At 69.1% G+C, this 26,992-nt stretch carries 29 protein-coding genes and 2 pseudogenes; 19 read left to right on the top strand and 12 right to left on the bottom strand.

Features of this window, described 5'->3' with window-relative positions; genetic code table 11:
- Window positions 1–11: 11 nt before the first annotated feature.
- From ACTMTU_RS11950 to ACTMTU_RS12000, 11 genes are all read left to right on the top strand, one after another.
- A complete protein-coding gene (locus ACTMTU_RS11950) occupies window positions 12–659 on the top strand; it encodes a degT/DnrJ/EryC1/StrS aminotransferase (protein WP_441263448.1) in 648 nt (215 codons plus the stop codon).
- A complete protein-coding gene (locus ACTMTU_RS11955; RefSeq protein ID WP_441263449.1) occupies window positions 656–1,975 on the top strand; it encodes a DegT/DnrJ/EryC1/StrS aminotransferase family protein in 1,320 nt (439 codons plus the stop codon). Before ACTMTU_RS11950 ends, ACTMTU_RS11955 begins: the two co-directional genes overlap by 4 nt.
- Window positions 1,968–3,029, top strand: a complete 1,062-nt coding sequence (argC, locus tag ACTMTU_RS11960) for an N-acetyl-gamma-glutamyl-phosphate reductase (RefSeq protein ID WP_441263450.1) — start codon at window positions 1,968–1,970, stop codon at window positions 3,027–3,029. Before ACTMTU_RS11955 ends, argC begins: the two co-directional genes overlap by 8 nt.
- Complete coding sequence (locus tag ACTMTU_RS11965) at window positions 3,026–4,876, top strand: M20/M25/M40 family metallo-hydrolase (protein ID WP_441263451.1); 1,851 nt, start codon at window positions 3,026–3,028, stop codon at window positions 4,874–4,876. Before argC ends, ACTMTU_RS11965 begins: the two co-directional genes overlap by 4 nt.
- The gene (locus ACTMTU_RS11970; protein ID WP_441263452.1) at window positions 4,876–5,691 is read left to right on the top strand and encodes a thiamine pyrophosphate-dependent enzyme; all 816 of its coding nucleotides are present in this window, start codon (window positions 4,876–4,878) and stop codon (window positions 5,689–5,691) included. The genes ACTMTU_RS11965 and ACTMTU_RS11970 overlap by 1 nt, the downstream gene beginning before the upstream one ends.
- Window positions 5,688–6,635 carry a transketolase gene (locus ACTMTU_RS11975; protein WP_441263453.1) on the top strand — a complete coding sequence of 316 codons (948 nt, stop codon included), beginning with the start codon at window positions 5,688–5,690 and terminating at the stop codon, window positions 6,633–6,635. Before ACTMTU_RS11970 ends, ACTMTU_RS11975 begins: the two co-directional genes overlap by 4 nt.
- A 123-nt stretch (window positions 6,636–6,758) precedes the next feature.
- Window positions 6,759–8,012 carry an ATP-grasp domain-containing protein gene (locus tag ACTMTU_RS11980; protein WP_441263454.1) on the top strand — a complete coding sequence of 418 codons (1,254 nt, stop codon included), beginning with the start codon at window positions 6,759–6,761 and terminating at the stop codon, window positions 8,010–8,012.
- Entirely contained in the window at window positions 8,009–9,334 is a 1,326-nt protein-coding gene (locus tag ACTMTU_RS11985) for a hydrolase (RefSeq protein ID WP_441263455.1), read from the top strand. The genes ACTMTU_RS11980 and ACTMTU_RS11985 overlap by 4 nt, the downstream gene beginning before the upstream one ends.
- Window positions 9,331–10,581: an MFS transporter gene (locus ACTMTU_RS11990; protein WP_441263456.1), complete on the top strand. Its 1,251-nt coding sequence runs from the start codon at window positions 9,331–9,333 to the stop codon at window positions 10,579–10,581. The genes ACTMTU_RS11985 and ACTMTU_RS11990 overlap by 4 nt, the downstream gene beginning before the upstream one ends.
- 262 nt (window positions 10,582–10,843) lie before the next feature.
- On the top strand, window positions 10,844–11,251 hold the full coding sequence (locus ACTMTU_RS11995; protein WP_441263457.1) for a hypothetical protein: 408 nt from the start codon (window positions 10,844–10,846) through the stop codon (window positions 11,249–11,251).
- Window positions 11,252–11,411: 160 nt separating this feature from the next.
- Window positions 11,412–12,692, top strand: coding sequence for an MFS transporter (locus tag ACTMTU_RS12000; protein WP_441263458.1), 1,281 nt, complete (start codon window positions 11,412–11,414; stop codon window positions 12,690–12,692).
- A gap of 22 nt (window positions 12,693–12,714) precedes the next feature.
- On the opposite strand, the gene ACTMTU_RS12005 is transcribed toward ACTMTU_RS12000, so the two are convergent.
- A complete protein-coding gene (locus ACTMTU_RS12005; protein WP_441263459.1) occupies window positions 12,715–13,290 on the bottom strand; it encodes a hypothetical protein in 576 nt (191 codons plus the stop codon).
- Between the two features lie 276 nt (window positions 13,291–13,566).
- Here ACTMTU_RS12005 and ACTMTU_RS12010 point away from each other — a divergent pair, with 276 nt between their 5' ends.
- Window positions 13,567–14,088, top strand: coding sequence for a hypothetical protein (locus ACTMTU_RS12010; protein WP_441263460.1), 522 nt, complete (start codon window positions 13,567–13,569; stop codon window positions 14,086–14,088).
- Window positions 14,051–14,488, top strand: a complete 438-nt coding sequence (locus ACTMTU_RS12015) for a hypothetical protein (protein ID WP_441263461.1) — start codon at window positions 14,051–14,053, stop codon at window positions 14,486–14,488. Before ACTMTU_RS12010 ends, ACTMTU_RS12015 begins: the two co-directional genes overlap by 38 nt.
- A gap of 54 nt (window positions 14,489–14,542) precedes the next feature.
- Here the strand turns inward: ACTMTU_RS12015 and ACTMTU_RS12020 are convergent, their stop codons facing one another.
- From ACTMTU_RS12020 to ACTMTU_RS12055, 8 genes are all read right to left on the bottom strand, one after another.
- Window positions 14,543–14,782: a hypothetical protein gene (locus tag ACTMTU_RS12020; RefSeq protein ID WP_441263462.1), complete on the bottom strand. Its 240-nt coding sequence runs from the start codon at window positions 14,780–14,782 to the stop codon at window positions 14,543–14,545.
- A gap of 125 nt (window positions 14,783–14,907) precedes the next feature.
- Complete coding sequence (locus ACTMTU_RS12025; RefSeq protein ID WP_441263463.1) at window positions 14,908–15,231, bottom strand: RNase A-like domain-containing protein; 324 nt, start codon at window positions 15,229–15,231, stop codon at window positions 14,908–14,910.
- Window positions 15,232–15,269: 38 nt separating this feature from the next.
- On the bottom strand, window positions 15,270–15,830 hold the full coding sequence (locus ACTMTU_RS12030) for a hypothetical protein (RefSeq protein ID WP_441263464.1): 561 nt from the start codon (window positions 15,828–15,830) through the stop codon (window positions 15,270–15,272).
- Between the two features lie 27 nt (window positions 15,831–15,857).
- The gene (locus ACTMTU_RS12035) at window positions 15,858–16,220 is read right to left on the bottom strand and encodes a hypothetical protein (RefSeq protein WP_441263465.1); all 363 of its coding nucleotides are present in this window, start codon (window positions 16,218–16,220) and stop codon (window positions 15,858–15,860) included.
- Entirely contained in the window at window positions 16,151–17,170 is a 1,020-nt protein-coding gene (locus tag ACTMTU_RS12040) for an RNase A-like domain-containing protein (RefSeq protein ID WP_441263466.1), read from the bottom strand. The genes ACTMTU_RS12035 and ACTMTU_RS12040 overlap by 70 nt, the downstream gene beginning before the upstream one ends.
- A 315-nt stretch (window positions 17,171–17,485) precedes the next feature.
- Complete coding sequence (locus ACTMTU_RS12045) at window positions 17,486–17,626, bottom strand: hypothetical protein (protein WP_441263467.1); 141 nt, start codon at window positions 17,624–17,626, stop codon at window positions 17,486–17,488.
- A complete protein-coding gene (locus ACTMTU_RS12050) occupies window positions 17,626–17,931 on the bottom strand; it encodes a WXG100 family type VII secretion target (RefSeq protein ID WP_441263468.1) in 306 nt (101 codons plus the stop codon). The genes ACTMTU_RS12045 and ACTMTU_RS12050 overlap by 1 nt, the downstream gene beginning before the upstream one ends.
- Before the next feature lie 19 nt (window positions 17,932–17,950).
- Window positions 17,951–18,268: a WXG100 family type VII secretion target gene (locus ACTMTU_RS12055; protein ID WP_441263469.1), complete on the bottom strand. Its 318-nt coding sequence runs from the start codon at window positions 18,266–18,268 to the stop codon at window positions 17,951–17,953.
- Window positions 18,269–18,689: 421 nt separating this feature from the next.
- On the opposite strand from ACTMTU_RS12055, the gene ACTMTU_RS12060 reads away from it, so the two are divergent.
- The 3 genes and pseudogenes from ACTMTU_RS12060 to ACTMTU_RS12070 all read left to right on the top strand — a co-directional run bounded on the left by ACTMTU_RS12060 (window position 18,690) and on the right by ACTMTU_RS12070 (window position 21,463).
- The gene (locus ACTMTU_RS12060; protein WP_441263470.1) at window positions 18,690–19,127 is read left to right on the top strand and encodes a DUF5958 family protein; all 438 of its coding nucleotides are present in this window, start codon (window positions 18,690–18,692) and stop codon (window positions 19,125–19,127) included.
- Window positions 19,128–19,385: 258 nt separating this feature from the next.
- The gene (locus ACTMTU_RS12065) at window positions 19,386–20,144 is read left to right on the top strand and encodes a DUF6928 family protein (RefSeq protein ID WP_441263471.1); all 759 of its coding nucleotides are present in this window, start codon (window positions 19,386–19,388) and stop codon (window positions 20,142–20,144) included.
- A 168-nt stretch (window positions 20,145–20,312) separates the two neighbouring features.
- Window positions 20,313–21,463: pseudogene (locus ACTMTU_RS12070) on the top strand (site-specific integrase).
- Window positions 21,464–22,433: 970 nt separating this feature from the next.
- Here the strand turns inward: ACTMTU_RS12070 and ACTMTU_RS12075 are convergent.
- Window positions 22,434–22,949: a hypothetical protein gene (locus ACTMTU_RS12075; RefSeq protein ID WP_441263472.1), complete on the bottom strand. Its 516-nt coding sequence runs from the start codon at window positions 22,947–22,949 to the stop codon at window positions 22,434–22,436.
- A 456-nt stretch (window positions 22,950–23,405) separates the two neighbouring features.
- On the opposite strand from ACTMTU_RS12075, the gene ACTMTU_RS12080 reads away from it, so the two are divergent.
- Window positions 23,406–23,669 (top strand): hypothetical protein, encoded by a 264-nt coding sequence (locus ACTMTU_RS12080; RefSeq protein ID WP_441263473.1) that lies wholly within the window; start codon window positions 23,406–23,408, stop codon window positions 23,667–23,669.
- Between the two features lie 166 nt (window positions 23,670–23,835).
- On the opposite strand, the gene ACTMTU_RS12085 is transcribed toward ACTMTU_RS12080, so the two are convergent.
- Together ACTMTU_RS12085 and ACTMTU_RS12090 are read right to left on the bottom strand one after the other, a co-directional pair.
- Window positions 23,836–24,027: a hypothetical protein gene (locus ACTMTU_RS12085; protein ID WP_441263474.1), complete on the bottom strand. Its 192-nt coding sequence runs from the start codon at window positions 24,025–24,027 to the stop codon at window positions 23,836–23,838.
- A gap of 1,205 nt (window positions 24,028–25,232) precedes the next feature.
- Window positions 25,233–25,700, bottom strand: coding sequence for an NUDIX hydrolase (locus ACTMTU_RS12090; RefSeq protein ID WP_441263475.1), 468 nt, complete (start codon window positions 25,698–25,700; stop codon window positions 25,233–25,235).
- Between the two features lie 18 nt (window positions 25,701–25,718).
- Here ACTMTU_RS12090 and ACTMTU_RS12095 point away from each other — a divergent pair, with 18 nt between their 5' ends.
- Together ACTMTU_RS12095 and ACTMTU_RS12100 are read left to right on the top strand one after the other, a co-directional pair.
- Entirely contained in the window at window positions 25,719–26,498 is a 780-nt protein-coding gene (locus ACTMTU_RS12095) for a GntR family transcriptional regulator (protein ID WP_441263476.1), read from the top strand.
- Window positions 26,499–26,647: 149 nt separating this feature from the next.
- A pseudogene (locus tag ACTMTU_RS12100) lies at window positions 26,648–26,992 on the top strand (SCO3933 family regulatory protein); the annotation flags it as partial.

The following is a 26,992-nucleotide window of genomic DNA, read 5'->3' on the forward strand; positions in this document are numbered from 1 at the left end:
GGAGACGACCCATGGAACTGTTCGACACAGCGACGGTGCTCACTCGCGTCCTCACCTCGGGCGTGGTCATGAGCATCGAGAAGAGCGACCGGGAACTGCCCGGTCTGGAAAGGCTGCTGACCAAGCAGACCGGACGCGCGAAGGCGGTCCTCCTCAACAGCCGTACGGGGGCCGTCCACGCGGCCCTCGCCGGCCAGGGCATCGGCCACGGCGACACCGTGTCGCTGCCCGAGCCGGACGCGGCCACCGAAGCGTTCCTGAACTGGCTCGGCGTCACCGTGGAGCCCGCGGTGGACGAAGAGGGCGCACGGCCGGTCGCCTACGACCACGTGGCACTGGACGCGACCAACGCCGACCGGCTGGCCGAACTGGCCGCCGGCGCGAGTGCCCCCGCGCTGGTCGTGGACCTGACCGGGCTCGGCTTCGGACCGGCCGCGGCCGTGCTGACCGACGACGCCGGGCTCTGGGCCCGCGCCGAGCGGCTGAAGATCTTCGGCGCCTACGACCTGCGCACGATGTGGACGCAGGAGGAGGCCGACGCCTCGCTGGTGCCCGGCGTCCAGTTCAACTACCGGCTGAGCCCCCTGGTGGCCGCCTGCGCACGGATGGCCCTGACCCGAGCGGCGCGTCCCGCCGCCACTTCCGGAGCACGCTCATGATCACTGACTTCCCGGCGGCACCGCTGCCGCTCCCCGACGCCACGGACCTCGAAGCGGAACTCGCCGCCCTCGGCGGCGGGGCGATGATCCCCAAGGCCATGCGCCGCACGCTCTTCCCGGTCATCACCAAGGAAGACGTCTTCAACCTGATGCTCGCCCAGCGGCAGACGCCCGAGAAGGTCGTCGCCGGCTTCGCCGAGGCCTACCGCTCCTACGTCGGCGCCCGGTACGCCCTGCCCACCGCCAGCGGCACCTCCAGCCTCCACATGGCGCTGGTGGGCGCCGGCGTGCAGCCCGGTGACGAGGTCATCGTCCCCGCGTTCACGTTCATCGCCACCGCCCAGGCCGTCGTCGCCGCCCACGCGATCCCGGTGTTCGTCGACATCGACCCGGTCACGTACTGCATGGACCCGCGGGCCGCCGCCGCCGCGATCACCGACCGGACCCGGGCGCTCATGCCGGTGCACGTCCACGGCCTGCCCGCGGACGTCCCCGCGCTGCGCGCCCTGGCCGACAGCCACGGCATCGCGCTCGTCGAGGACGCCTCGCACGCCCATTCCGCGAAGATCGGAGACCGGCTGGCCGGCTCCTTCGGCGACGCCGCCGGACAGAGCCTGATGGCCGACAAGAACTTCCCGCTCGGCGGCGAGGGCGGTATCGCCTTCTTCTCGACCGAGGAGGCGTACGACCGGGCCGTCGCCTATCTGAATCGGCACGGCATCGACTACGGCATGTCGTGGGTCGCCGCGGCCTTCGGCACCAGCCAGCTGGCACGCCTGCCCTACTACGACGAGATCCGGGCCCGCAACGCCGCCCTGATCGGCGAAGCCCTGCGCGAGACCGGCCTGTTCACCCCGCCGCACGTCCCGGACGGGCATGTCCACGCGTACAACATGTACCGGATGACCCTGCACCCGGACGCCGTGGGACTCGGCGACCTCCCGGTGCATGCCGTCAAGGAGGCGGTGCACGAACTGCTCGTCGCCGAGGGCGTCCCCGCCCGCGAGTGGCAGAACACCCCGCTCCCGTGCCACCTGCCCTTCCGGCACCGGGACGGCTTCGGAGGCGGCTACCCGTTCACCCTCAACCCCGGGGCCGTGCGCGACCACCGCCCGGAGGACTTCCCCGTCACCCTGGGGATGCTGGACAGCACCCTGGTCCTCTGCCGCGAGCTGCGCTCCCCGGTCGAGTACGAGCGCATCCTGCGCTACGCCGACGCCTTCCGGAAGGTCGCCCGGCGCCCGGACGCCATCCGCAAGCTCGTCGAACAGGGCGATTACCGCCGCCCGTACGAGAAGGCGGCCCGTCTTGGCTGAGACCTCTCACGAGACGATCCGCGTCGCCGTCATCGGCGCCAGCGGTTATACCGGCGGCGAGATGATCCGGCTCCTGCTGGAGCACCCGCACGTCGAGCTCGCCTTCCTCTCCGCGGAGCGCAGCGCGGGCGCCACCATCGGCAGCGTCCATCCCTGGCTGCGCAACCACCCCAAGGCGGCCGGGCTCAAGTTCCGCCCCCTGGCGCAGCTGGCGGACATCGACGCCGTCGACATCGCCTTCGGCTGCCTGCCCACCGGCGCCCTCCCCGAGCAGCTGCCGCTGATCGCCGAGCACGCCAAGCGGGTCGTGAACCTGGGTGGCGACTTCCGGCTGCGGGACAGCGCGGAGGTCCTGACGCACTATCCGCGGACCGCCGCCCACCCGCCGTCGGAGGACTTCGCCTACTACGTCCCCGAGCTCAGCGACGGCGTCCCGGAGAGCCGGTTCATCAGCCTGCCCGGCTGCATGGCCGTCACCAGCGTCTACGCCCTGTACCCGCTGTTCGCCGAGTCCCTCGTGGACGGCCCTGTGGTCGTCGACGCCAAGACCGGCTCCACGGGCGGGGGCCGCGGCGGCAGCGAGCCGCCCGCGGAGCGCAGCGGCAACTTCCGTGTGCACAAGCTGTACGGGCACCGGCACGCGCCGGAGGTCCGCCAGGCCATCGCCGACCACACCGGCGCGGCCATGGACCTGCGGTTCTCCACCCACAGCCTCGACGTGGCCCGCGGCATCATGGTCACCGCGTACACCGAACTGCGGCCCGGCGTAGCGGCGCTGGACGTCAAGCGCGCCTACGCCAAGGCATACGTCGGCAAGCCGTTCGTGCGGGTCCGGCCGGCGCCCAAGGTGCCGCAGGACTTCCCCATGCTCAAGGCCGTCGTCGGCTCGAACGTCGCCGAGGTCGCGATCGCGGTCCGCGACGGCCAGTGCGTCGCCGTGGCCGCCCTCGACAACCTGATCAAGGGCGCTGCCGGCCAGGCCGTGCAGGCCATGAACCTGATCTTCGGCTTCGACGAGACGTCCGGGCTGCCCACCACGGCGGTGTCGCCATGACCCGGCCCCTCTACGTGATCAAGGTCGGCAGCGCGACGCTCGACCGCGAGACCATCCACAAGGAGATCGCGGACGTGGTGGCCCGCGGCGCCCGGGTACTCCTGGTCACCGGCGGCGCCACCGGCATCGAGCGGCACTACTCGGCGATCGGCCGGCCGATGCCGCAACTGCGGCTCACAGGCGGCGACTCGGTCCGCTACTGCCCGCCCGAGGAGATGACGCACCTGGTCGACGCCTACGAGCGGGTCACCCTGCCCGCCGTGGAGCAGGGCCTGCGGACCCTCGGGCTGAGCGTGTTCACCGCCGTGGCCGCGCGCGGCGGCCTGGTGACCGGCCGGGCCAACCGCCCCTTGAAGGCACTGTCCCCCGAGGGCCGTCCCGTCGTGGTCCGCGACCACCGCGCCGGAGTTCCCGCCGACGTCGACACCGTACGGCTGAACGCCCTGCTCGACACCTACGACGTGGTGTGCCTGTCGCCGCCGGTGGCGGGCCGGGCCGGCGAGCCGCCGCTGAACGTCGACGCAGACGTCCTCGCCGCGGTCCTCTCCAACGCCCTGCACGCCGACCATCTGCGGCTGGTCACCGGCACGCCCGGACTGCTGACCGACCCGGACGACCCCCGCTCGACCCTGTGCAACGCCTATCCGGGCGACGGCGCGCAGTACGCGGGCGGCAGGATGCGCCAGAAGGTCCGCGCCGCCGAGATCGCCCTGGAGGGCAGCGCGGACGTGGCCGTCACCGGTCCGCACACCATGACGGAGCCGGCGGGCTGGACCCGCTTCTGGCGCACCAGGGAACCCGCCGCCGACCTCGGCCTGCTCACCCGGCTGGTCTCCGTGCCTTCGGTCTCCGGCGACGAGGCGGAACTCGCCTCGTTCCTGGCCGAGTGGTGCGAGGAGCGCGGCATGAGGGCCAGGGTCGACGAGGCGGGGAACCTGGTCGCGACCCGCGGCGACGGCCCCCGGCGGCTGCTGCTCCTCGGCCACCTCGACACGGTGCCGCACCACTGGCCCGCCGAGTGGCGCGAGGACGAACTGTGGGGACGCGGCAGCGTCGACGCCAAGGGCAGCCTGGCGAGCTTCCTGGAGGTGCTCGCGCACGCGGACATCCCGGAGGACGGCCAGCTGTGCGCGATCGGCGCGGTCGAGGAGGAGATCTCCTCCTCCAAGGGCGCCTTCCACGTGCGCGACACCTATCCGGCCGACGCCGTCGTCATCGGTGAGCCCAGCGGCTCGCGGACCCTGACCCTCGGCTACTTCGGCCTGTTCAAGCTCGAGGTGACCGCGTCCGTGCCCAGCGGGCACTCGGCCGGCATGGACGCGGTGTCCGCCCCGGACCACCTGATCGGGGCCCTCGGCGAGATCCGTGCCTCGGTCCTCGCGCAGGCGCCCGACGCCCTGAGCGCGGTCATCGACATCACCTGCGCGACCGGGCGCGAGCAGAACCGGGCCACCGGGATCCTCAACTTCCGGGTGCCGCCCACGGCCGACCTGGAAGCGCTGCGCACCGCCGCGCTCGGCCATGTCCGCGAGGGCGTGGAGATCGAGGTGCTGCGCGCCACCCCGGGCTACGCCGGCAGCCGTTCCGGCCCGCTGGTCAAGGCCTTCACCCGGGCCTTCGCCGATGCCGGGATCAGGCCCCGCTTCGTGGTGAAGAAGGGGACCTCAGACATGAACACGCTGGCCACCACCTGGCACGACGTGCCGATGGTGGCGTACGGGCCCGGCGACTCCTCGCTCGACCACACCGACGAGGAGCGCATCGGCGGCATGGAGTACCGCACCGCCCGCTCGCTGCTCGCCGACGCGGTCAACCGATGGTTCGCCCTGCCCGAAGGGAGCCGCTGATGACCGCCGTACTCGACCCGCCGGAGACCCTGCCCGTCCTGGACACCCTCGCCGCACGCGCGGCGGAGGCCAGGCGGCTGGTCGTCGACATGGCCGCGAGCCCGCGCGGCTGCCACCTCGGCGGCAGCCTGTCCGTGCTCGACATCCTGATCGCGGCGCTGCACCGGGTCTCGGCCGGCGACGGCACGGAGGTCGTCCTGAGCAAGGGCCACGCGGCCGCGGGCCTCTACGCCGCCCTGCACGTCAGCGGCGTCCTGCCGGAGAACCCCGCCCCGCTGTACGGCATGGCGGACGGGCCCTACACCGGACACCCCGGCCCCAAGGTGCCCGGTGTCCGGTTCCCCACCGGGAGCCTCGGCCACGGAGTGCCGTACGCCGCCGGGTGGGCGCTGTCCCGCCGGATCGCGGGCCGGCCGGGGCTCGGCATCGCCGTCGCGGGTGACGGTGAGCTCCAGGAGGGTCTGGTCTGGGAGACCTGCCAGGTCGCCGCTGCCCAGGGGCTGGGCAACTTCGTGCTCGTCGTGGACCGCAACGGCGGCCAGAACGACGGGCCGGTGGCCGACATCTCGCCGCTGCCCCGCCTCGCCGACCGGTTCGCCGCCTTCGGGTTCGAGGTGGCGGAGACCGACGGTCACGATCTCGCCGCCCTCACGGCGCTGTTCGCCGCGGACCGGTCGACGGCCCGCCGGCCGCTGGCCGTCGTGGCGGACACCGTCAAGGGGAAGGGCGTGCCGGCCGTGGAGGGAAAGGCCGCCTCCCATTACGTGACCATCGACGCCGCGCGCGCCGCCAAGTGGAAGCGAGCGATCCGATGACTCTCTCCGGCCGGGACGCCTACCGGGACGAGCTCACCGGGCTCGCTGCCGACGACGACTCCATCGTGTGCCTCGAGGCGGACCTGGGCGGCAAGGGCCACCCCTTCCAGGCTGCCCATCCGGAACGGTTCTTCAACCTCGGCATCGCGGAAGGCGCCATGGTCGACATGGCGGCGGGCCTCGCCGCAGGCGGCCACAAGCCGTTCGCCAGCACCTTCGCGCCGTTCGCGGCCCTGAGGGCGGCGGAGAGCCTGAAGCTGACCCTCGGCTATCTGTCCGCCGGGGTCACCGTCGTGGCGCCCTACGCGGGTGTCTCCGGAGCGTGGTTCGGCACCACCCACCACTGCCTGGAGGACCTGGCGATCCTGCGCAGCGTCCCCGGCGTGACCATCGCGGCCCCTTACGGAGAGGCCGAGATGCGCGCGGTGGTCCGGGCGGCCGTGCGCTCCGGCAAGCCGCACTACATCCGCACGGGCCGCAACGCCGCGTACGACTCGATCGACTGGACGGGCGAGCAACCGCCCCTGGTCAACTGGGAGTTCCGTTCCGGACCCGAGGAGGTCTGCCTGGTGTCGGTGGGGGAGGAGGGCACCCGCCTGGCCATGGCGGCCCGGCCGGCCGTGCCCGGCGCCGCCCACGCGCACCTTGTCTACCTGGACCACGCGCACCTGACCCTGGCCGCCGCCGAACTGGCCCGCCACCACAGCCGGTTCGTCGTCATCGAGGAGCACCGGGGCCAGGGCGGTATCGCCGAGGGTCTCGCGCTGTTGATGCCCCGGTGCGAGGTCACGTCGGTGAGCGCGGACCAGAGCTGGCCCTACCGGGGCGGCGACCACGAGGAGGTCATGGCCGCGCTCGGCCTCGACCTGCCCGCCGTGCTCGCGGCCGTGGACAGGGCCGGGTCCCGGGCTCCGGCGGCAGCCTCCGGAGCCGCCGCCCGCTGAGCCCCGGACGCCCGGAAGCACCCGCACCCGACGCCATCACGCGCATCCCCCACCCACCGCGTCCCCGCGCTGCCGCACACCACACAACCGGCAGCGACCACGAGACCTCAGGAGTACACACCCATGCATATCCTCATGATCGAATGCAACCCGAACGGGATCGCCGGCATCGCCAACGCCCTGGAACTGGGCCACGACGTCACCCTCGTGTCGGTCGACCCCGACTTCTACCTCGGCGTCTCGCCCCTGGCGGAGGCCGCCTACGCGCACCCCAGGTGCCAGGTCGTCAAGAGCGAACAGGCCTTCTCCATCGAGGACCTGACGGCGCTCGCACGCAGCCTGCACGCCGAGAAGCCGGTCCACGGCGTCACCACCTACAGCGAGTACCACACCGTGCACACCGCGGCGGTCGCCGAGGCGCTCGGCCTGCCGGGCATGAGCGTCGAGGGCGCCCGCAACGCCCGGCACAAGCACCTGACCCGCCTCACCCTGGACGGCACCGGCGTACGGCAGCCGCGCTTCGCCCACGTCGCCGACCCGGCCGGGGTGGAGGCCGCCGTCCGCGAGATCGGCTTCCCCTGCGTGGTCAAGCCCTCCGACGGCACGGCAAGCCTGCACGTCCTGCACCTCAAGGACGAGGACGACCTGCGCGACTACCTGGCCGAACTGGCGGACGTCGTCGACTACGGCCGCGGCGTCGTACGCATCCCGGACATCCTCATCGAGGAGTTCGTCACCGGCGAGCTGATCTCCGTGGAGTCCTGCGTCCTCGGCAACGGCGAGGTCGTCAACCTCGGCCTGACCGACCGGCCGCTGAGCGGGTTCCCGCACTTCATCGAGATGGGCGCCACCTACTTCGGCGGACACCCGCTCCAGGACGAGCTGTTCGCCACCACCACCCGCGTACTGAACGAACTCGGCGTCGACTTCGGCTTCATCCACACCGAGTACCTGCTCGGCGCGGACGGACCGGTGCTGTGCGAGGTCAACGGCCGTCTCATCGGCGGGATCGTGCCGAGCCTCATGCAGATCACCTCCGGCGTCGATCCCTACCTCGAGGTCATCCGGCAGGCCCTCGGCGAGCGGCCCGAACTCCCCTTCCCCGGCGAGACCACCGCCGGCGGCCACTGGTTCGGCGCCCCCGTCGCCGGCACCGTGGAGGCCATCGGCTTCGACTCCATCGAGGAGCTCCCCGGCTTCCACAGCGCCCTTGCCTACAAGAAGCCGGGCACCCCGGTCACCCGGCTGTCCCGCAGCAACTTCGACTGGATCGGCCACATCATCTTCACCGGCGCCGACCGCGACGAGGTCAACAAGCGCTGCGAGGCGGCCCTCGACGGCATCGACCTGCGGATGAAGGTCGACGTGGCCCGATGAACACGACCGCCCACCGCCAGGCGCCGCCCGCGACCCTCCGGGGCGTGGCCGTGCCCGCCCTCGACGACGCGGCGCTGTTCGACGTCACCACCGAGGACGGCGTCTTCACCCGCATCGAACCCTCGGGCACACGCGGCGGAGGCGAGACGGAGCTGTGGCCCGGCTACACCGAGACCCACGCCCATGTCTCGCTGCCCGCCAACTGGGACGACTCCGTCGACGACCCGCGGATCGTCGCCCTCCAGTACCTCTACCACGGGGTCACCCACGTGGTGGACATGTTCGGCTTCCCCCTGGTGTCCGACGCCTGGGAAGCCGGCAGCCGCACCTCGCCCTGGCCGTACCCCGAGATCGCCCACTGCGGATACGCGGTGACGGCGATGACCAACGCGGCCGGACTGCGCGGGCACGGCGTCGAATTCCCGGCGCCCGTCCACATGCTCGCCGTCGAGGCGGACCTGGACCACGCGCTGCGCACCAACACCGAGCGGGGCGGCACCTTCCTCAAGGTCATGTTCACGGACGGCACGGAGCAGCCGGGTACCCCCGTACGCTTCTCCCGCCTGTCCGAGCGGGTCCTCAAGTTCACCGCCCGGATCGCCGCCGAGCGCGGCATCACCGCGGTCATCGACTGCAACACGCTCCAGGAGACCCTCTGGGCGTACGACTGCGGATTCCGTCTCTTCGCCCACTCCGTGCGGGACCGGACCCTGGACGCGGCCGACTGGAAGCGGCTCGAGGGCGCCCGGTTCGTCTCCACCCTCGCCGGACTGAGCCCCATGGTCATGACCCGGGAGGAGTTCCTCGCCGACTACGGCCGCGAGGGATTCGCCGAGACCCAGGACCGCGACAACCTCGCATTCGTCCAGGGCATCGAGAAGCCCTTCGGGATCGAGTACGGCTGTCAGGAGACCCGCACCGCCGCACTGGCCGACATGCGGCGCAACGCCCTCACCGCGCTGCGCCAGGGCAACCTGCTCGTCGGCACCGACTCCGGCAACACCGGCGCCTACCACGGCTACTCCCTCCTCAGCGAGCTCGACCTGCTGCGCGGCGACGACCTCTCGTCGGCCGGAGCGCTGCGCCGGCAGGCCACGGTCGGCGGCCGCCGCTACTTCGACGAACTGCGCGGCGACACCGCCGGAGCCCACCCCCTGAGCCCTGGGGCGGCGGCCACGTACAACCTGCACGCACCCGGCAAGCCGCTCTCGGCACTGCCCCTGGCCACCGTCGTCCGGGGTGTACCGGTCGACCGGCCCGCCGTCGCGCGCGCCATCGCGGACCTCCGCGCCACCGAGTCCAAGGGAAAGGTCGCGCTATGACCATCGAACGCAGGCGGGCGCTCATCGGCGTCAACGCCGGCATCTTCCTCGCCCACATCGGGAACTTCATCTGGTTCCCCGTACTCCTCGCCTCGCTCGGCGGCACCGACAGCGGCTTCTGGGCCGGCGTGGTCATGTGTATGACGTACGTGGGCCGTCTGCTCGCCACGTTCTTCTACGAGGGGACCGCGGCCCGCATCGGCATCCGGGGTGCGGTGTTCCTCGGCACCGCCATGGAGGCGGTGGCGCTGGGCGCCATGGGCTTCAGCGGCGGCGTGCTCGTCTACAGCGTGCTCGCGTTCTTCATCGGATTCGGTTCCGGAACCGCCTTCCCCGGCCTGAAGAACATCCTCGTCTCCTACCCGGACGACGAGCGGCCCAAGGCGTTCTCCACCTTCCAGATGTCGGCGCAGGTGGGCCTGTTCGGCGGTGCGCTGCTCGGCGGTCTGCTCGCCGACGTGGAGCTGCGCACCCTCTTCAGCGTCGTGTTCGCCATCTTCATCGGCTTCTGCCTCGCGTCCTCGGCGTTCATCCCGCGCGACGGGTTCGAGACACAGGCAGCGGCCGACGCGCGGGCGGCCGAGGCGGCCCAGGCGCCCAAGCCGCTGTTCAGCCTGACCGTGTTCAAGGGCATCGACGTACGGGGAGCCACCCGGTACTTCCTGCTCTCGGCCGTGTTCTGGTTCCTCTCGATCGGCTTCCTCGTCGGCATTCCGCTCCACATGGAGGAGTACGCGCCGCAGTGGGCGCCGTCCGCACCGTTCTGGATCACCGGTCTGAGCGTCCTGGTGCTCCAGTACCCCCTCTTCAAGTTCCTGATCAAGCACGTGCGTCCGGGCGCCGCCATGGCCGTCGGCCTGGCCGGCATGACCGCCGCCTTCCTCGCCTTCGGCGCCGGCCGCAGTGCCGCCTGGGTGATCGTCGGCTGCCTCGTCGTCGTCCTCGGCGAGGTCCTCTTCGTGCCCTCCTTCGACATCTGGGTCGCCCGCAAGGTCCCCGAGCAGCGACTCGCCAAGGCCATGGGCGCCATGCACTTCTTCCGCAGCGCGGGCAACATGGTCGGCTCGCTCCTCGCCGGCGTCCTGTTCGACCTGTCGCTCTCCCTCGGCGTCCCGGGCGCCAACTGGTACGCCGCCGCCGCGGTGGCGGCAGCCTGTGCGGTCGTCTGCCTGATCAGCCGGGACGGAACGGCAACGGTCGAACCGGCCGAAGAGCCCGTGCCGGAGACGGAGGCGGCCCCCGCGTAACACCCGTCGCGAGCCAGGGGGGCGCACCCGGCGCCCCCCGCTCGGCGCTCCGCCGTGTCCCGGCACTACACGGCGTACAACCTCTCCGTCCGAACTGATCACCATGCGGCCCCGGCCCCGGAAGGTACGGCCACAGGTCGCCGTACCTCTCCGCTGTGCCCGGGCGCGACGCCAAGGAGCGGCTCATCCGCGTCGAAATACCTGGTCGGAACTGAGTACGTGCGCCCTGGCCCGTCATGGCACGAGCCGGGACGCTGGAGCCATGCGACAAGGACTTGCGAAACTCGTTCCCCAGCTGGCGGCAGGCCTCGTACTGGCGGCGCTCTCGGTCGGGGCATGGGCCGCCTGGCTGGGCTGGGACCAGCAGCGTGACGTGCAGCCGGACGGCTCGACGACCGGCCCGTACGAGGCGTGGCAGGTGATCGGCCTGGTGCTGACCCTGCTGGCGCTGGTGTACGGGGCGGTGTCCCGGAACTACATAGCGGCCGTGGCCGGCATCCCGGTCGGTCTGACCGCCGCGGCCTATTACGACTGGTCGGACGACTCCAGCGGCCTCTTCATGGTCGGCGTGCTGATGGTCATGGCCGGCAGCCTCGCCGTGACCGCCGGCGTGACCGCCCTGATCGCGTTTCTGACACGAGACGGACGCCGGCGCAGGCGCACCACGTAGCCCCACCGTCCCGTCCGCGGTGGAGCGGCGGCGCGGGGTGGCCGGACGGCAGCCCTGGACGGAGAGTCCGGGGCCGAGGGCACCACGGCGTGAATGGCCCTCGAACCGGTACAAGAACTGGCCCAAGGCAGCCCGTGATCACGCGTCTAGCGTCATGGGCATGCCTGTCTCGCCACCGCGTCCGACGTCCACGGACCGAGCCGCGCCTCGTGTGCTCGCCGCCGCACAGTTGGCCAACTCCATCGGGGACGGAGCCTTCTACACCTGCTCGGCGCTGTACTTCTCACAGGTCGTCGGGCTGTCGGCCGGGCAGATCGGCCTCGGCCTGACGACGGCCTGGGGCGTGGGTTCCCTGGCGGGCGTACCGCTCGGGCAGCTCGCGGACCGCCGAGGGCCGCGCGGCACCGCGTTGCTGCTGGCTCTGGCGACGAGCGCCACGGTCGTCGCGTTCCTCTTCATACGCTCCTTCGTGCCGTTCCTGGTCGCCGCCTGCCTGTACACCACGGCCCAGTGCGGACTGGCGGCCGCCCGGCAGGCGCTGCTCGCAGGGCTGGTCGAACCGTCGGAGCGCACAGGCGTTCTGGCGCGGCTCCAAGCGACGCTCAACGCGGGGCTCGCCGTAGGGGCCGCTCTCGGCGGGCTCGCCCTGCACGCCGGCACCCGCGCCGCCTATCTCGCCGTCTTCGCCCTCGACGCGGCCTGCTTCCTGGCGTGTGCGCTGATCCTCCACAGGCTGCCGCGGGTACTGCCCGTACCGCCGGGCGCGGGCACCGTGCCGGGCAAGTCAGGGCTCGCGGTGCTGCGCGACCGCCCCTACGTGCTGGTCACGCTGCTGAACGCAGTCCTGCTGCTGCGGCTGCCGCTGCTCAGTCTGGCCCTGCCGCTGTGGATCGCCGAGCGTACGGAGGCGCCGGACTGGACGGTGTCGGCGCTCTTCGTCCTCAACACCCTGGCGGTGACGCTCTGTCAGGTCCGCGTGGCCCGGAAGGTGACCGACACCGCGACGGCGACCCGCGCCGTTCGCAGATCGGGACTTGTGATGCTCGCGTCGTGCGCGGTCTTCGCCACGACCGCCCTGTCCGGCCTCTCCGCCTGGTCGGCGCTCGCCGTACTGACCCTTGGGGCGGCGCTCCAGGTCGCCGCGGAGATGCAGCACTCGGCCGGCGCGTGGCAGATCAGCTTCTCCCTCGCACCGCCCGACCGGATCGGCCAGTACCAGGGCTTCTTCGGCTCCGGCATCCCGGTGGCCCGCACGCTGGGCCCGGCCCTCGCCACCACGTTGCTGGTCACCTTCGGCCCGGCGGGCTGGCTGCTCCTCGGAGCGGTCCTCCTGGCCGCCGCGACGGCCATGACCCCCGCGGTCCGCCGCGCCGAGCGCGGACGCCCCGCCGCCTACCGGGCCGGGCGGTACGAAAGGCCCAGCCGGAAGGCGGGGCGGTGAGCGGTCGCGCGAACCCCGTTCCTCAGAGCTTGCCTCCCACCAGGATCGTGCGATGGCCACCCAGCGCGCGTGCGAATCGTTCAAGAAAGCCGGGGCTGAACTCGGGCCAGTCCCAGAACTCGAAGCCCAGGTAGCCGAATGCGTAGTAGTCGTCGCCCCAGGCCCACGCGGTCAGGTCACCGGCTCGACCGCAGCGTGGGCACGTAACGGCGGCTCGGCCCGTGTCGTCCCAGGTGTCGATGGCCCTTCCGAAGGGCTCCCAGGCGCCCTCGATCATGTCCCACTCATCGGTGTACAGGTCCACGCGGCCGGCACAGTGAGGGCACACGGCGTACATGGCGTCGCCCTGCCCGCCGTGGAAGACGGTTCGGCCCGTCTCGATCTTGAGTCCGTCGCTGGGCTCCCAGTCCGCTTGGGCCACCGCCTTGGCCCAGAGAGGACCGGGCGGATGTCCCAGCGGGGCGCCGAGAACACAGTCCGTGCGCTCGGCGCGGACTATCCCTTCCCTGACGAGCCAGTCAAGGCCGAGAGCAGCGAGGTCTGCCGCGTCTGCCGGCGTGGCATCCACGTCGACGACGGTCTGAAAGTAGTTTCCCATGAGGCGTGACAGTAGAAGACTCCACCGACAGCACCTGAGCTCTACGGGGGGCGGAGGACCTCGGCTTGGCAATTCACGACGCTCTGAAGCGGCGACAGTTGGCGCCGCGCCAGGCGCAGGCCTGCTGCCGCAGGGGGGATGAGTGGGGAGGCGGAGTCCCATAGGTTCAGAGGCGCATGAACTCCGCGTGGAGCAGAGCGAATTGGGCGAGCCGGTTTGCCCCGGCAGCTCCCCCAGGAGAGGCCGGGGCACGTGCGCAACGGGAAATCTAGAGCAATGACGGTGATTGAAAGCCTGTGGGAAGACTCCGAGCTCCCCATCAAGGATGCACTCCACTTCGCCGACGGGCACTCTTGCGACGTCACCCTCGACCTCGACGTGCCGGGGGGATTCAGGGTGTTCGCTCCCTTCGACCTCAACGAGATGCTGGAAAGGGACCCGTCGTGGGTGTCTTCGGTCGATGGGCTTGCCGCGGTGGACCTGGGCGAGAAGGGGCTGCTGTGGGGCGGCGAGGGTTCCTACGGGTCGGAGGGGTTCATCGCGCGTCTGACCGCTGACCATGTGCTGATTTGGGCGATGTTCTTCACGGAATCCAACCCATTTGATCGGATTCAGCTGTCCCAGAACGTCGCTACCTTCAGCTCGACGTCGGGGTCCGAGATCACGGTCCACATCGACGACCCACGAACTCCAGTCTCTCGACCGGCGCCACGTGGCCCCGCCGGGTGCGCCGATCGCCGGGTCGAGCATCATGTGCCGCATGCTGCTGACCTTCGGTCCCGACCGCCAGACACGTGAGTTCACGTGCGACTGCTGCGACGCTCCCATTGAGCGGGCGTGGGACTTCGTCCACGCCGACGGTGCTCCGCACGCCGTGTACTTCGCGAACTGCTATCACCACACCGACCGCGATCACGATGCCTGGATAGACGTCATCTTCGGGACGTGGGGTGAGGGACCTGACCAGTGGAGTGACCACGTCGCCTTCGCCTGCCGCATCGGTCCGGTGGTGGGGCAGACCACGCCTGCCTCCACGCTTGTGACCGCCGGCCTGGCCCACCCCGACGGTCCGCTCTTCGGGCTCAAACTCGATCGCGAGGCCGCCCTGCAGCACCCGCGCTTGAACGAGTTCTGGAAGGTCTCGGACTTCATACTGGAGAACGACCCACTGGTGCGAGGGCACATCTACGGCCACTAGGAGACGAGGCCGGCGGACCCGAGTCATGGTGGTCGGCGGGTGGCCCCGACGCTGTCAGACGTCTTCGCCGGTGGCCTCAAGGTCGTCCATAGCCTGATTGTGGAAGTCGCGTTCGGCCTGGCGGCACGGGGCGGCGAAGTACATGCGTCCAGCCTCAGCAAGTCCGCAGTTCAGGAGTCGCATGGTCACGAACACAGCGTCGCTCCCATGGCAGTTGTGGTCCTTCAGCCACCGCTGCAGCGTGTTGCTGTCGTGCGTCGCTTCCCAGGCCGATCGTTCTGGTCCGATGCTCACCGGCTGCGCCTCCTGGGTCACCGCAGCTTACTGAATCCCTTGTCGGGCCAGGCAGATGGATGGTGGATGCGCATCGCTCTCGGAGTGGGCCCAGAGGACGTCGACGTGTCGGCGAGCGAGGACGATCAGGGCTTGGACGTCTTTGGTCTCCTCCTGGGTGAAGCCGGCACAGCACCGACGGGATCGACGCCCGGATCCGTACCGAGCGTGAGAAGGCCGACGTGTTGCCAATGGCCGGCGACGGGCCCGAGGCCGGCCAGCAGGTCTCCCTCCAGCTGGACCCGGCCCACGGGCTCCTTCCGCGACGGCCAGGCCGCCTCGATGGTGAGCCGGGGCCGGGTGCCCTGGGCCAGCCAGCGGTGGATGACCTGCTCGTTGGCGGTCACCACCTGCTGGGTCGCCCACTGGGCGGTCTCCCGGTCGGAGTAGGAAGCGGAACGGGTCAGCACGAGGGCATCCTTTCAAAATCACCTGGTCGGCGGCTGGGTCAGTAGTCGGCGAAGTTCCAGAAAATGCCGACCTCGGTCTCCGAGACGACGATCAGGCCGTAGTCCTCCGTGTAGACGCTCAGCGGGCTGTACCCGCAGTGCGACGTCGTGAAGTCCAGGGTGCCCGGCACAGGACCGTGCCTGCTGACGTTGGTGTGGTAGGTGGCCTCGTCTCCGTACCGCGCGAGGATCGTGCGCGCCATCGCCCGCAGCTCCTCCTCGCTCTCCGCGAACCGCCGCAGGTTCGACAGGGTGCAGCCGTCGTCCGTGAGGGCCAGCAGCAGGTTCTCGGCGCTGGCCCGGTCGATCGGGTGGAGACGCCGCGCGACGTACTCCGGCGGGTGGACGGCGAACGGGTACGGGGACGCCTCGCGCTCCGGGCTCAGCGCCGCGTCGTCGAGGACCGCCCAGCCCCGCGGGTCCGGCACGGCCCGCGCCATCAGCGGGAGGACGTCGAGGACCCATTCCTCGTGACGGCGCGGGCCCGTGGCGTCGTACGGGTACGCGTCCTCGAAGAGGTGACGTACAGCGGCTTCCCAGGAGGTCTGGTCGACGGACATGTGGTGCTGGCCTTCCTCGGCGGGGCGCTAGGACTTCGCGGGCATCGACGTCATGACGGTGAACGGCGGAGTGCGGCCGCTGTCGTACCGGATGCGCGTGTCGATGCCGTTCACGTCGTACGCCTTGGCGCCCATCCCACCCTCTTTGTAGCCGGACGTGGGGTCGTTCGGGTCCACCGGCTGTTTGAACACTCTGCGGCCGCTCGTCTCTCCGTTGGCCGCCGTCGAGTAGAACGACTTGACGTCGCCGTCGGCCGCGGGCGGCGGGCCCTGGATCCACGCCTCGATGGCGGCCTTGTTCTGGTTGAGGTTGTACTCGGTCAGCTCCTCGGCCGTTGGTAGTCGGGGAACGACGAAGCGGCCTTGGGATACGGCTTGCCGTGCGGCCACGCCGCTGTCGGCCCGGCCGTCTGCTGGTCGCGCAGACGCTGCGCCAGCTGCTCGTCGGTCTTGCCGACGTGTCGGTCAAGGGTGTGGCCGTGCTCGAAGTATTCGTTGGCGGCGAGGCTCAGGTCGTAATTCCCGCTGGAGTCCACCTTCAGCCAGACCTGCGACTCCTTGAACTCCTCCAGGGCGCGCATGCCGAAGCCCTGGGCGCGGGCGACGCCGGCCTCGAACTTGGGGGCGCTCAGGTACGCCTCGTCCAGCGGCCCCTTCAGCGCCTCCATGCGGGTGGTCAGACCGTCGAGGATGCCGGTGTACGTGTCGACGATGCGGTTCAGCTTGACCGTGTTGATGTTCAGGACGGTCTTGATGTCGAACGACAGGATGAGGCCCGCGCCCTTGCCGATCAACGACGTGACGGTGCCGAGGAGATTTTTGGGACCCTTGGGCTTCGCCAGGTCTTCGATGACCTCCCTGGCGGCCTGCAACATGGCGCGGTGGAGTTCGTCCTCGACGTCGCGGTTCAGGTCGACGGCCGCCTCGGCGTACTCGCGCAGGATGGTGGCGATGTCGTCGGCCGTGTCCTTCAGTACGGCCAAGACCGGCTGGCTGCCGGTAGGGGTTTGGGGCGTGCCCGGACCGGAGTTGGCCGTCTGGCCCCACTGCTTGCCGTGCCGCGACCGACCCCAGGAGGTCGCGCCCCACAGGGCGCTGCAGAAGCTTCGCATGGCGGCTTCCCACTCCGCCTGCTGGTGATTGGTGATGGCGCCGACGACCTGGGTGAGCTCGTCCGCGCCCCTCGTCGCGGCGATGGAGACGTTCATCCAGCTGTGGCACAGGGAGTTGAGGTAGTGCTGCTGGGGGTACGGGAAGACGTCCGCGACCCGCCCGATCCGGAAGACGTTCCTGCAGAGCGGCTGGAGGACGTCCCGGACGATCTCGGGGATGCCCTCCATGATGCGCCGCTCGATGTCGTCGCTGCCGTCGTCGTCGCCCCACTTGATGAGGGGTATGGGGCCGAAGTCGGGGGCCTTGTCGATGACCGCGGGCCGCGGGCGCTGCTCGGCCGTGACGCCCGGCTTGGGGTTGGCCGCCGCGTCCGCCCTGGTGTAGGCGTTGGCCGTCTCGGTGAACCCGACCGCGACGCCGCCGACGCTGAGTACGGACCGGCCCCAGACCTCCAGCCAGCGGTCGCCGATCTTCTTGTACGCCTGGGCGAACCTCTGGGCCTCGGCACCGGCGCCCCCGGCGTCGGGATACTTGCCCAGCTCCTACATGAGCCTGGTGGCGGCCCGCACCAGGAAGTCCTGCTGCCTGGCGACCCGGCCGGAGACCGACCACAGGTCGCTCGGCTTGACGTCGATGGTTCCGTTGCCGCCCGGTGACTGTGCGGAAGCAGAGGGGCCGGCCATCAGGCGCCGCCTCCCCAGCCTTCGAGTACGGACCTGTTGGCCGCTGCGTAGTTGAGGTGCCCCTTGACGACGACCTCGTGGAGCCAGGCCTGGGCGGCCTTGAGGTCGTCGGCGGAGCGACTCCACTTGTCCAGTTCGTCGATGAAGGCCTCGCGGGCCTCACCGTCCCAGGTCAGTACGACCTTGGTAGTCCGCCCGTACAGCGTGTCCAGCTTCTCGTTGAGGGTGCGGAGGATCTCCTCCAGGTTCCCCGAAAGGCGTTGCAGGGTGGCGAAGTCGACGGTTATCCGGTCATCGTCCGGCATAGTGCTGATCCCCCGTGATTCAGACGTTCTGAATGCGGCTCTTCGGCTGGCCGGCGTCCGGCACGGGCGCAGGGTCGGGCACGGTGAGGGCGCGGGCGGCGGCGGACACGTTCTCCCCGTCCTGCATCCGCCGGATCCGGGCCAGCGTGTCGAGCTCCTGCTTGGTGAAGCCGTCGCGCGAGGCGCGCATGGCCGCTTCGAGGAGGATCATCACTTGGCGGATGAGTACGGCGTCCTCGGCGACGCCGGTGCGCAGGGAGCGGTACGCGGTGGGTCCCTGCCAGCCCGCGGCGATCTTGTCGACGACCTCGTCCATGGCGCGGGTCTGCTGTTCCATAGCGCTGCATTTCGTCGAGGTCGTTCGCCAGCCTGGTGAGGCCGTCCTCCGACACGTCCAGGTCGGCGTTCCGCATCCTGAGCCCCCGCCCGGGCGCACTGTTCGTACACGTGTCTCCCTGTACGGATGTTCACCCTAAGGGGTGTGCCCTCTCGATCGAAGGCGGGGGCTGTGCAGGGCTGGAAAACGACGAAGCCCCAGGTTGCTGACCTGAGCTTCTCTCACGAGCGGGTGACGGGAATCGAACCCGCGCTCTGAGCTTGGGAATCACGGTGCTTCTGGGCGTAGTTGACGCCCTGACCAGCGGTAACGGGTGCCAGGGTGAAGCCTTGGCCTCTTCCTGGCACCCGCTGTTGACCGTGGCCTACCGACCTGTCGGGCACGGATCGGGCACGGAAGTGCACGCGGAACACGCAAAACTGTGCTGATCCCAGACGGTCATGGGCGTACCGTCGGCCTGATCGCTTGGGGGTGGGAGGCTGTGTTGTACGCGCACGAGGTGATCCTGAACGAACTCGCACAAGGGCTCAGGTCCACGGCTAAGGGTGTCGAGTGGTTCGAGAGTCTGTCGGAGGGTGACCAGCGCAAGGCGTTGCACAACCTAGTGCTGTTCTGCGGGCAGGCCCGTGCCTGCGAGGGCGACGTTCCGGAGAGCATCGCGCGCTCTGGAATCCGCCCCACCCACACCCCTGCGGTGATGCTCACGAAGTGGCGCTTCGGGATGGAAGACCTTCCAGCGTATGAACTCACGAAGTCATTTCGCCTGCTCGTCGCCCTCTTCAGCATTGCCGACACCCGCAGGCGGGCGCTGCACTGCGCCGGCGGATGCGGTCACGCGTGGCACAACTTGTCGGCTTAGTCAACGGATCCAACCCAGGGCTTCTTCTTGCCCTGGGTCTTGCCGGGGATCTTGGCGACCTGCATTTTCGCTGGTCCGGGGGCTGCTTGGGCGTCCCTTGCCAGTCGACATTTGTCGTCGTTGGCCGCCTCCTATCGGCCTCGGACGGCCCAGAGACGGCCCGAAGTAGCCGGAGTGGCCGGGCGGATGACCTGCTCCTGTGTCGTAGTGGAGGGATACGGTGCAGCCACGTTTGAGCATTGCGTTTGGGGAGGGGCCTTGGGAGCCAAGACCGGTCTGCTCCTGTACGCCGACGGCGATGTGCCCGGCCTGCTGCGGCACGTGGGCGCGGCGGATCCGGAGCTGACGTCCGTGATGGTTCGGCATCTCAATCCGGGGTGCGAGATCGAGGAGAGCGAGGGCTCGGACCTGTACGACGGCGTGTATCCGCCGGATGGAGCGACCTATGCCGCAAGCTGGCCCGGCGTGGACATCGTCTGCGACCGGCGCGTAATGATCGATTCCCCGTCACAGCTCCCCGAGCATCTCGTCGCGGCGAGCGCCGGCCGACGGTTGGTCCTGCACGCCATGCACAGCGTGGTCGACTGGCTGGCGTTCGCGGTGTGGGAGGACGGACGTCTCATCCGGTCTCTGAGCCTGTCACCGGACCACGGGATCATCGAGAACATCGGGGAGCCGCTCTCCTTCGAACTCCCCTACTGGGCCGGGGATCGTCCGGCGGACATCATTCCGTGGCCGGGCGAGGAAGAGGAGCCGTACGCACTGCCCTTCCATCCTCTGGAGCTCGGCGAAGACGCGCTGCGTGCGCTCTGCGGCTTCATCCAGGAGGGCATGCCGGAGCCGGGGGACGTCGACGCGGAGAACATCGAACTTCATGGCTTCCTCGTACGGGATCCGAACGGCCCCGACCCGGCCGAGAAGGAAGCGGAGATGCGCAGAGCAGTGGAAGCGATGGGACCGCCGCGGGTCTACATGATGGGATCCGACGGCGTGCTGATCGAGCAGGACGGCCTCTAGCTGGGCATTGCCCGGTGTCGGTTCGGGCATCGCTCCCGCTATCGGCTGATGGGGATCTCGTAGACGATCTCGCACAGAGCAGCGGGCACGACGATGTCCGCTGTCTGCGACCGGCAACACCGTCCAGCCCATCCGCCGTCGCCGCGCTCGGTACGGGAGGGCTGCCTGATGGCGAAGAAGAAGCGGCGCTTCGGCCGCATCCGGAAGCTGCCTTCTGGCCGATTCCAGGCTCGGCCCTGACGGCTCGACCGTCCGGCGCCGCACACCTTCGCGACCGCGCGGGACGCTGACGACTGGCTGGCGGAGCAGCAGACAGAGATCCGGCGCGGTGACTGGGCAGGCCCTGAGGCCGGTGCGGTCAACTTCAAGGACTACGCGCTGCAGTGGGTCAAAGAGCGTCGTCTCTCGCCCACTACGGACGAGCTGTACCGGCGGCTGCTCCGACTCCACATCCTGACCGCCTTCGAGGACCTGGACCTGGACGAGATCACCCCGCCCCGCGTCCGCTCTTGGCGTTCGGAGCGCCTCGACACCACCGGGGCGGAAACCACGGTCGCCAAGGCATACCGGCTGCTGAAAGCCATCATGGAGACCGCCGCCGATGACGAGCTGATCCGCCGCAACCCTGCCGTATCAGGGGCGCGGGCAAGGAAACCGCCGAGGAGCGTCCGACCGCCACCGTCGCCCAGGTCGACGCACTCGCCGACGCCCTCGGGCCCCGCTGGCGGCTGATGGTCTACATCGCTGCCTACGGACCTGCCCGGCCGGAGGAACAGGCCGCGATGCACCGCCGGGACGTCGACCTGGAGAACGTCGGCATCTGGGTGCGGACCGCCGAGCCTGAACTCACCACCGGTCGGCGGGCTCCGGGCGACACCAAGTCCGAACGCAAGCGGTTCCTCGTCCTGCCGGCCTTTCTGGAGAAGGACCTCAAGCGGCATCTCGCCTGGTATGCCGAGAAGCAGCCGGACGGACTGCTGTTCGTGGGGGAGCGGGGCAAGCCGTTCCGCCGCTCCACGTTCGGGCGGAAATGGCGAAAGGCACGTGCGGCGGCCGGACTGCCGGAGAACTTCCGCTTCTACGACCTACGTCACACCGGTCATACGCTCTCGACGCAGTCGGGTGCCACGCTCAAGGACACGATGGTCCGCGCGGGACAGTCCTCCGAGCGGGCAGCGCTGATCAATCAGCACTCGAACCTGGAGCGGCAGCGGGAGGTGGCCGACGGGATCGACGCCCGTGTCCGCGCCGAGCGTGAGAAGGCCGACGCCGTGCCCGACGATCAGGCATCGGGCACGGAACGGGCACGCGAAGCCTGATCCGATCTGGACAACAAAGAAGCCCCGGGCCGCTGGCCTGGGGCTTTCTCGTGGAGCGGGTGACGGGAATCGAACCCGCGCTCTGAGCTTGGGAATCACGGATCCCTTGAGAGTGATTGATGTGCTGACCTGGGGAAATGGCTCCATCTAGAGTGAGCCGAGTCGTATCTGCGTGGCTCGCGGTGACCGCTGTTGACCGGTTGTTCTGGTGCCAATCTGGTGCGCTACCGCTCGTCCTGAGCGGCCAGACCGGGCTTAGAACTGGCCTAGCCACCAGGGCACCTCCGGGCTGTCAGCCGGGATGACCCTAGCCCTTGCCAAGATTTTCTCGTCGAGGGCACGTACGAGGGCGCGCAACTCACGCGCGCTCTTCTTGGGCAGTGCGTGAAGCACGGCTTCGAGCTGCCCGCGGAAGCCGGCGCCGTAGCACCCGCACTCAGGGAGGCCGCAATCAGGACCCATGCGTGGGTCTACAAGTTGCCTGAGAGGGCCGTGGGCAAGGACCTTCCAGTGCCAGAACGCTTCTTCCGTAGCTTCGGGCCAGAAGCGGGTCCGGTCCAGCCGACGCAAGTCGGCCGTGCAGGACCCTGAAAGGTGATCAATCAATCGGTACCGTCGCCGCCCCAGGAGGCGGGTGGGGAGGTCGCCCCGCAGGGCTGACGGGCGCCTACGCGGCATTGCCCCTTCGGTTGTCAGTCATGCGGGCAAGGTACAGAACCAGGCTCGGGGTGGCTGCCGCGTGTTCCGGTGGCTGAAGCCTTGAGCTTGGGAAGGTGGAGCGCTGCCTTGTAAGCCTGGTGCCGATCGCAGGCCGGTCTTGGCTGGTCGACAGGCCTACAACAGCGCCGAGCCTGTCGGCGCTCGTCTACACCGCCTCGCACCCCAATTGGCCGTGGTTGACTGCTCGATCTGGCACGAATCTGGCACGCCGGCGTCGCCGAGACGGGCAGCAGCAGACTGCGACAGCCCTTTACACCTCGGTACTCTTGCAGCATCCATAGCCATTCACCCAGCAGTAGTAGTGACCGCGCAGCAGCTTTTGGTTGCAGTCAGGGCACATCGCGACTTGAACCGGGTTTACGCGAATGACTGATGTGTCCTTCAACTCCAAAACCGCCCCGACTGCCTCTCGCCCGTGCTCACGAATTCCCTGTTCCACAAATTCAAAGGCCCCATATACGCGTCCGCATTCGCACGCGATCCGGTTTGAGTAGAGGGCTCCAGTTTCCTTGACACCCAACTCAGCCTCAATTCTCGCCTTTTCTTCCTTTGGAACGGCCTCCAGTTCAGTTTCTCTGATCCGCTTAGGAGTCCAGTACCAGGAGTTCACCGCTGCCGCTTGGGCATGGGTGACGTAGAACGTCGCGGACCTGCCCTTCCTGAGCGTCTCTTGCACGGCGGCGACGACACTGCTGTCATCGGCCGAAATCACGGCCATGCGGCTGGATACGACGGCCTCAATGGACCCCAACGAGGACTTGTCCATGCTGTTCTCTTCCGACATCCAGCCGCCCGGTAGCGGCTGTTCTCCTCTGATCTTCAGCGGCTGAATCGCCCTCCGCCAGGCAGGGCGGCCGCCAGGGTGATCTGGGTTCAAAATGGTCGGTGTGACCGTGCTTCTGCGAGGATGCGGTTGTACCTGCGGCTAGCGCTTCTGGGCCCTGTACCGCTCGAGGAGCGAGGTGGGGCCACTTGGGCCCTGACCTGGGTCATGCTGGCTCCCGTGCCGGCGGGCTCGGAGCCCCGTTCGTAGCCGCTGTTCCCCGTGAGTCCCCGCTCCTTCTGGCACGCCTGTGGCACGGGCTGACCCTCTCGATGCGAACTATGGGCGGGACGGTCACTGAGGTCGGCTCGGCTGGTCAGATGGTCATGCGGGACTGCTGACGGTTGACTGCGGTCCCGATGGTTGCTGTACCTCGCTGCTGTACGGCAGGAAGGCGTGATGTACAACTACGCCATGACGACTCGACCGACGCAGGCGATGTGGTGGGCTGAAATAGCGATCGGCCTTGCCGTGGCGGCGGTGACGTTCACTGGGATCGTCGCTTTTCTGGGGTCATCGGCAACCCAGGGCCGCCACGTGACCGTGGACGGCGGGGCTTCGATTCTGCTGATTGCGCTGTCCGCCGGCGTCGGCATCTTCGTGAGTGGCCGGTTCAGGGCGTGGGGGCTGCGTCGGCAAGCCGTGTCCTGCACACGGGCTTGAAAACCGTCGTGGCGCGAGTCACCGTGGGTTCAAATCCCACACCCACCGCAGATGAACGGCCCCTGACCAGGCAACTTGGTCGGGGGCCGCTTCCGTGTCCGCGCACCGTGATCGCCCGGTGTTCCCCGAGGTTCCCTGCTCGATCGGGCATGGGAGGGGCACACTTCTAGCCGTCGAGCCATGGGCCCCGGGTGATCTGTTTGTGAAGTCGCTCGTCGAGGCAGCTCAGGTGGGCCCAGACGAACTGCGTGCTCTGTTCCCCGGCCCGCGTGATCTCCAACGTGACGCCATCACCGGAAGGGTTGATGTCGGTGGTTTCCATACAGAACGCGCAGCTCACTCGCTCCTCGATGCTCATCTGGTGAATGTAGCCCGAGGCGTGCAGATTGAGTTCGGTGGAGGGGCTTGGACTGGAGCTGCTACAGGTCACCGACCTGCCGGCCTGCGACACCCGCTTTAGGAGTTCGATCCGAGCCCGCTCTGGCGACTGTCGTCGGCTGGTGTGGCGGCCGGACAGATTCGCTGCTGTACGCCCCTGTCCGGCGTCGTTGATGTCAGCCGTGGATGTCAGAATCCTTCTGATCCGTAGCTCTAGCCGGATCGGTCAGTGATGGCCATTCCGGCCGCTACGGGCGCACCGATGCGAACTAATGGCACGGCCGCCGCAGCTCAGCGCCCTTACAAACCCCCCAGTACTGACTGGCGCATCACGTTCCGCAGCTCGCGGACTGCGGCGTCGTAGGGGACGTGGACCGCCTGCCACTCCGCTGAGGGCCCAGCGGCAAGCCCAGTTGTAGCAATGGCATCACGTATGGTTCGCAGTCCGCTATATGCGCCGCGTGCAGCATCGCAGACCGCAGGAGGAGCGGCGAGAAGAAGCTCGTAGTACGTCGGCAGTAGCTGGTGAGCGCGGTACGCAGATATGAGGTCAGCACCGCTGGCGGGCTGGCTGAGAGTTAGTAGTGCAGCTTCCGTCTCAGTGAGAGCTGTCAGAAACCTCAGATACGCCTCACGTTGCACCTGTTCAAGTCGGGTTCCGCGTTCGCGCCTTGCTCGCGCCGATTCCACCAGCAGCGTTGAGCCCACGCCTAACAGGCCACCGCTCAAAGTACCGACCAGGGTCAGCCATTCCATGCAGCCCAATGTACGAGGGCCCCGGGCCCGCAACCGCCCGAACGTGGAAGGTCGGTGTAGCGGCTTTGGGCGGGAGCTGCCATGGGGCGAGAGATCGGGGCCCGTAAGCTTGCCGCGACTCGGGCAGTCTCTGGACCTGCCCGCAATAGCCCGATGTGGGCCCCGATCTTCGAGGCTCGCCCCATGGTGGCTGCCTAAAGCCGTGGAGCCGACCGGGCCCAGCCACAGCGGGCTACCGTCCACTGCATCAGGTGTGCTCGCTCAGCCGCGCGGCCGGCGGAGCCGGGGCCCGGAGCGGGGCGGAGACAGGAGCGTCGGGGCCCGGCGCTGGAGCCGGGGCCGCGCGCGGCGAGCGGAGCGAGCCGCCTTGATGAAGTAGAGAAACTCTTACCGCGCTTGGATCAGCTGCTTGATGAAGTAGAGAAACTCTTACCGCGCTTGGATCAGCTGCTTGCCGTCGTGGCTCCGGACGTGGGGTCCATGCCCGTCCAGCGCATCGAGCAGGCGCACCGCGTAGACCTCGGCCATCCGCTCGGCGACCTCCTCGGGCGTGAGCCAGTCAACTGCTGTCGACTCTGCGGAGGTTCGTTCGATGCCGCCTGACGGCTTGCATCGGAAGACCAGGGCGACGATGCCGCGCGTCGTGTTCTTGTAGACCCCGGTGAGCTCGTCGACCTCGACCCGGATGCCGGTCTCTTCCCAGACTTCGCGGGCTACGCCGTCTTCGGGGGCCTCGGTGAGTTCGAGCACGCCGCCGGGGAGCTCCCATGTTCCGTTGTCGGCTCGGCGGATCGCCAGGAGTCGCCCGTCCTCGCGCACCACTGCTCCCGCGACGGACACGGAGTGCAGTGGCGTTGACTGGGTCTCTCGGGCGCTGTTACTCATGTACAGGAGCATAGGAGAGTGAGAAGGACTATGGGAACAGCCGTAGGAGGTGGGAGGGCCGTACCTCGGTACGTTCAGATCGCCGACGAGATCATTCAGCAGATCCGGGCAGGCGTCCTCAAGCCTGGTGACCTGGTGCCGAGTGAATCCGAGCTGGTGGAGCGCTATGGCGTTTCCGGGGGCACGATTCGTAAGGCCATGGTGGAGGTTCGGGCCAGTGGGCTCGTGGACACCCGTCATGGCAAGGGCTCGATCGTGAAGGACCGGCCGCCCGTGCGGCTGCGCTCCTCCGATCGCTTCCGCGCCTCGCATCGCCGCGGCGGCAAGGCCGCGTATCTCGCCGAGTCGGCCCAGTCGGGCGCCACGGCCAAGGTGAGCGTCCTCTACATCGGCCCGATGGAAGCTCCCGAGGACATCGCCGAACGGCTCGACGTTCCCGCCGGCACTCAGGTCCTCGCCCGGCGGCGGCTCTACTTCCGCAACGGCGTCCCGGTGGAAACTGCCACGTCGTACCTGCCGTGGGATGTGGTCAAGGACATCCCCCAGCTGTTCTCGGAGAACCCCGGCCCTGGTGGCATCTACGCCCGGCTGGAGGACGACGGCCACACCTTCGCCGAGTTCGTCGAGACGCTGACAGCGCGCCCGGCCGCCAAGGCTGAGGCGTCCGAACTGGCCCTGAGCCCAGGGGCGCCCGTCGTTCACCTGCTCCGGAACGCGGTCACCGAACAGGGCCGCGTGGTCGAGGTCTGCGACACGCTGATGGCGGCTGACCAGTTCGTTTTCGAGTACCGCATCCCCGCTGCCGACTGACGCTTGCTCAACTCCTTTCAGCCCGACGGGACTTCTTCGCCCTGGCGGGTTGACTCATGTATAGGAGTCGTGCACTCTTCTTCATGTCACTCATGTACATGAGTGGCGGAGTCCAGCACTTCTAGAGGAGTGATCTCTGTGCGTCAGATCCCGTCGACACCTCCGCCGCCTCCGTGATGGTGGCCCAGCCCCCGCAGCCCAAAGTGAAGGACCGTCGTACCGGTGAGCGTGCGATGGACGCCGAGACCGGTGCCGCGCTGTCGACCGTGGACGTGATGTTCGCGGCGAACGGTGAGGTGGAGATCCTGTCCGTGACCGTGCCGGAGACCGGTGTCTCCAGCGACCTGGTCATGGGCACCCCGGTCGCGATCACCGGTCTGGTCGCCCGGCCGTGGGAGAACGATTTCAACGGGCAGCGCCGTCACGGCATCGCCTTCCGCGCCGTCGCCGTCACGTCACTGGTCGAGAACGCCGCGAAGCCGAAGGCGACCTGA

Source organism: Streptomyces sp. OZ13 (assembly GCF_052068155.1).
Classification (GTDB): Bacteria; Actinomycetota; Actinomycetes; order Streptomycetales; family Streptomycetaceae; genus Streptomyces.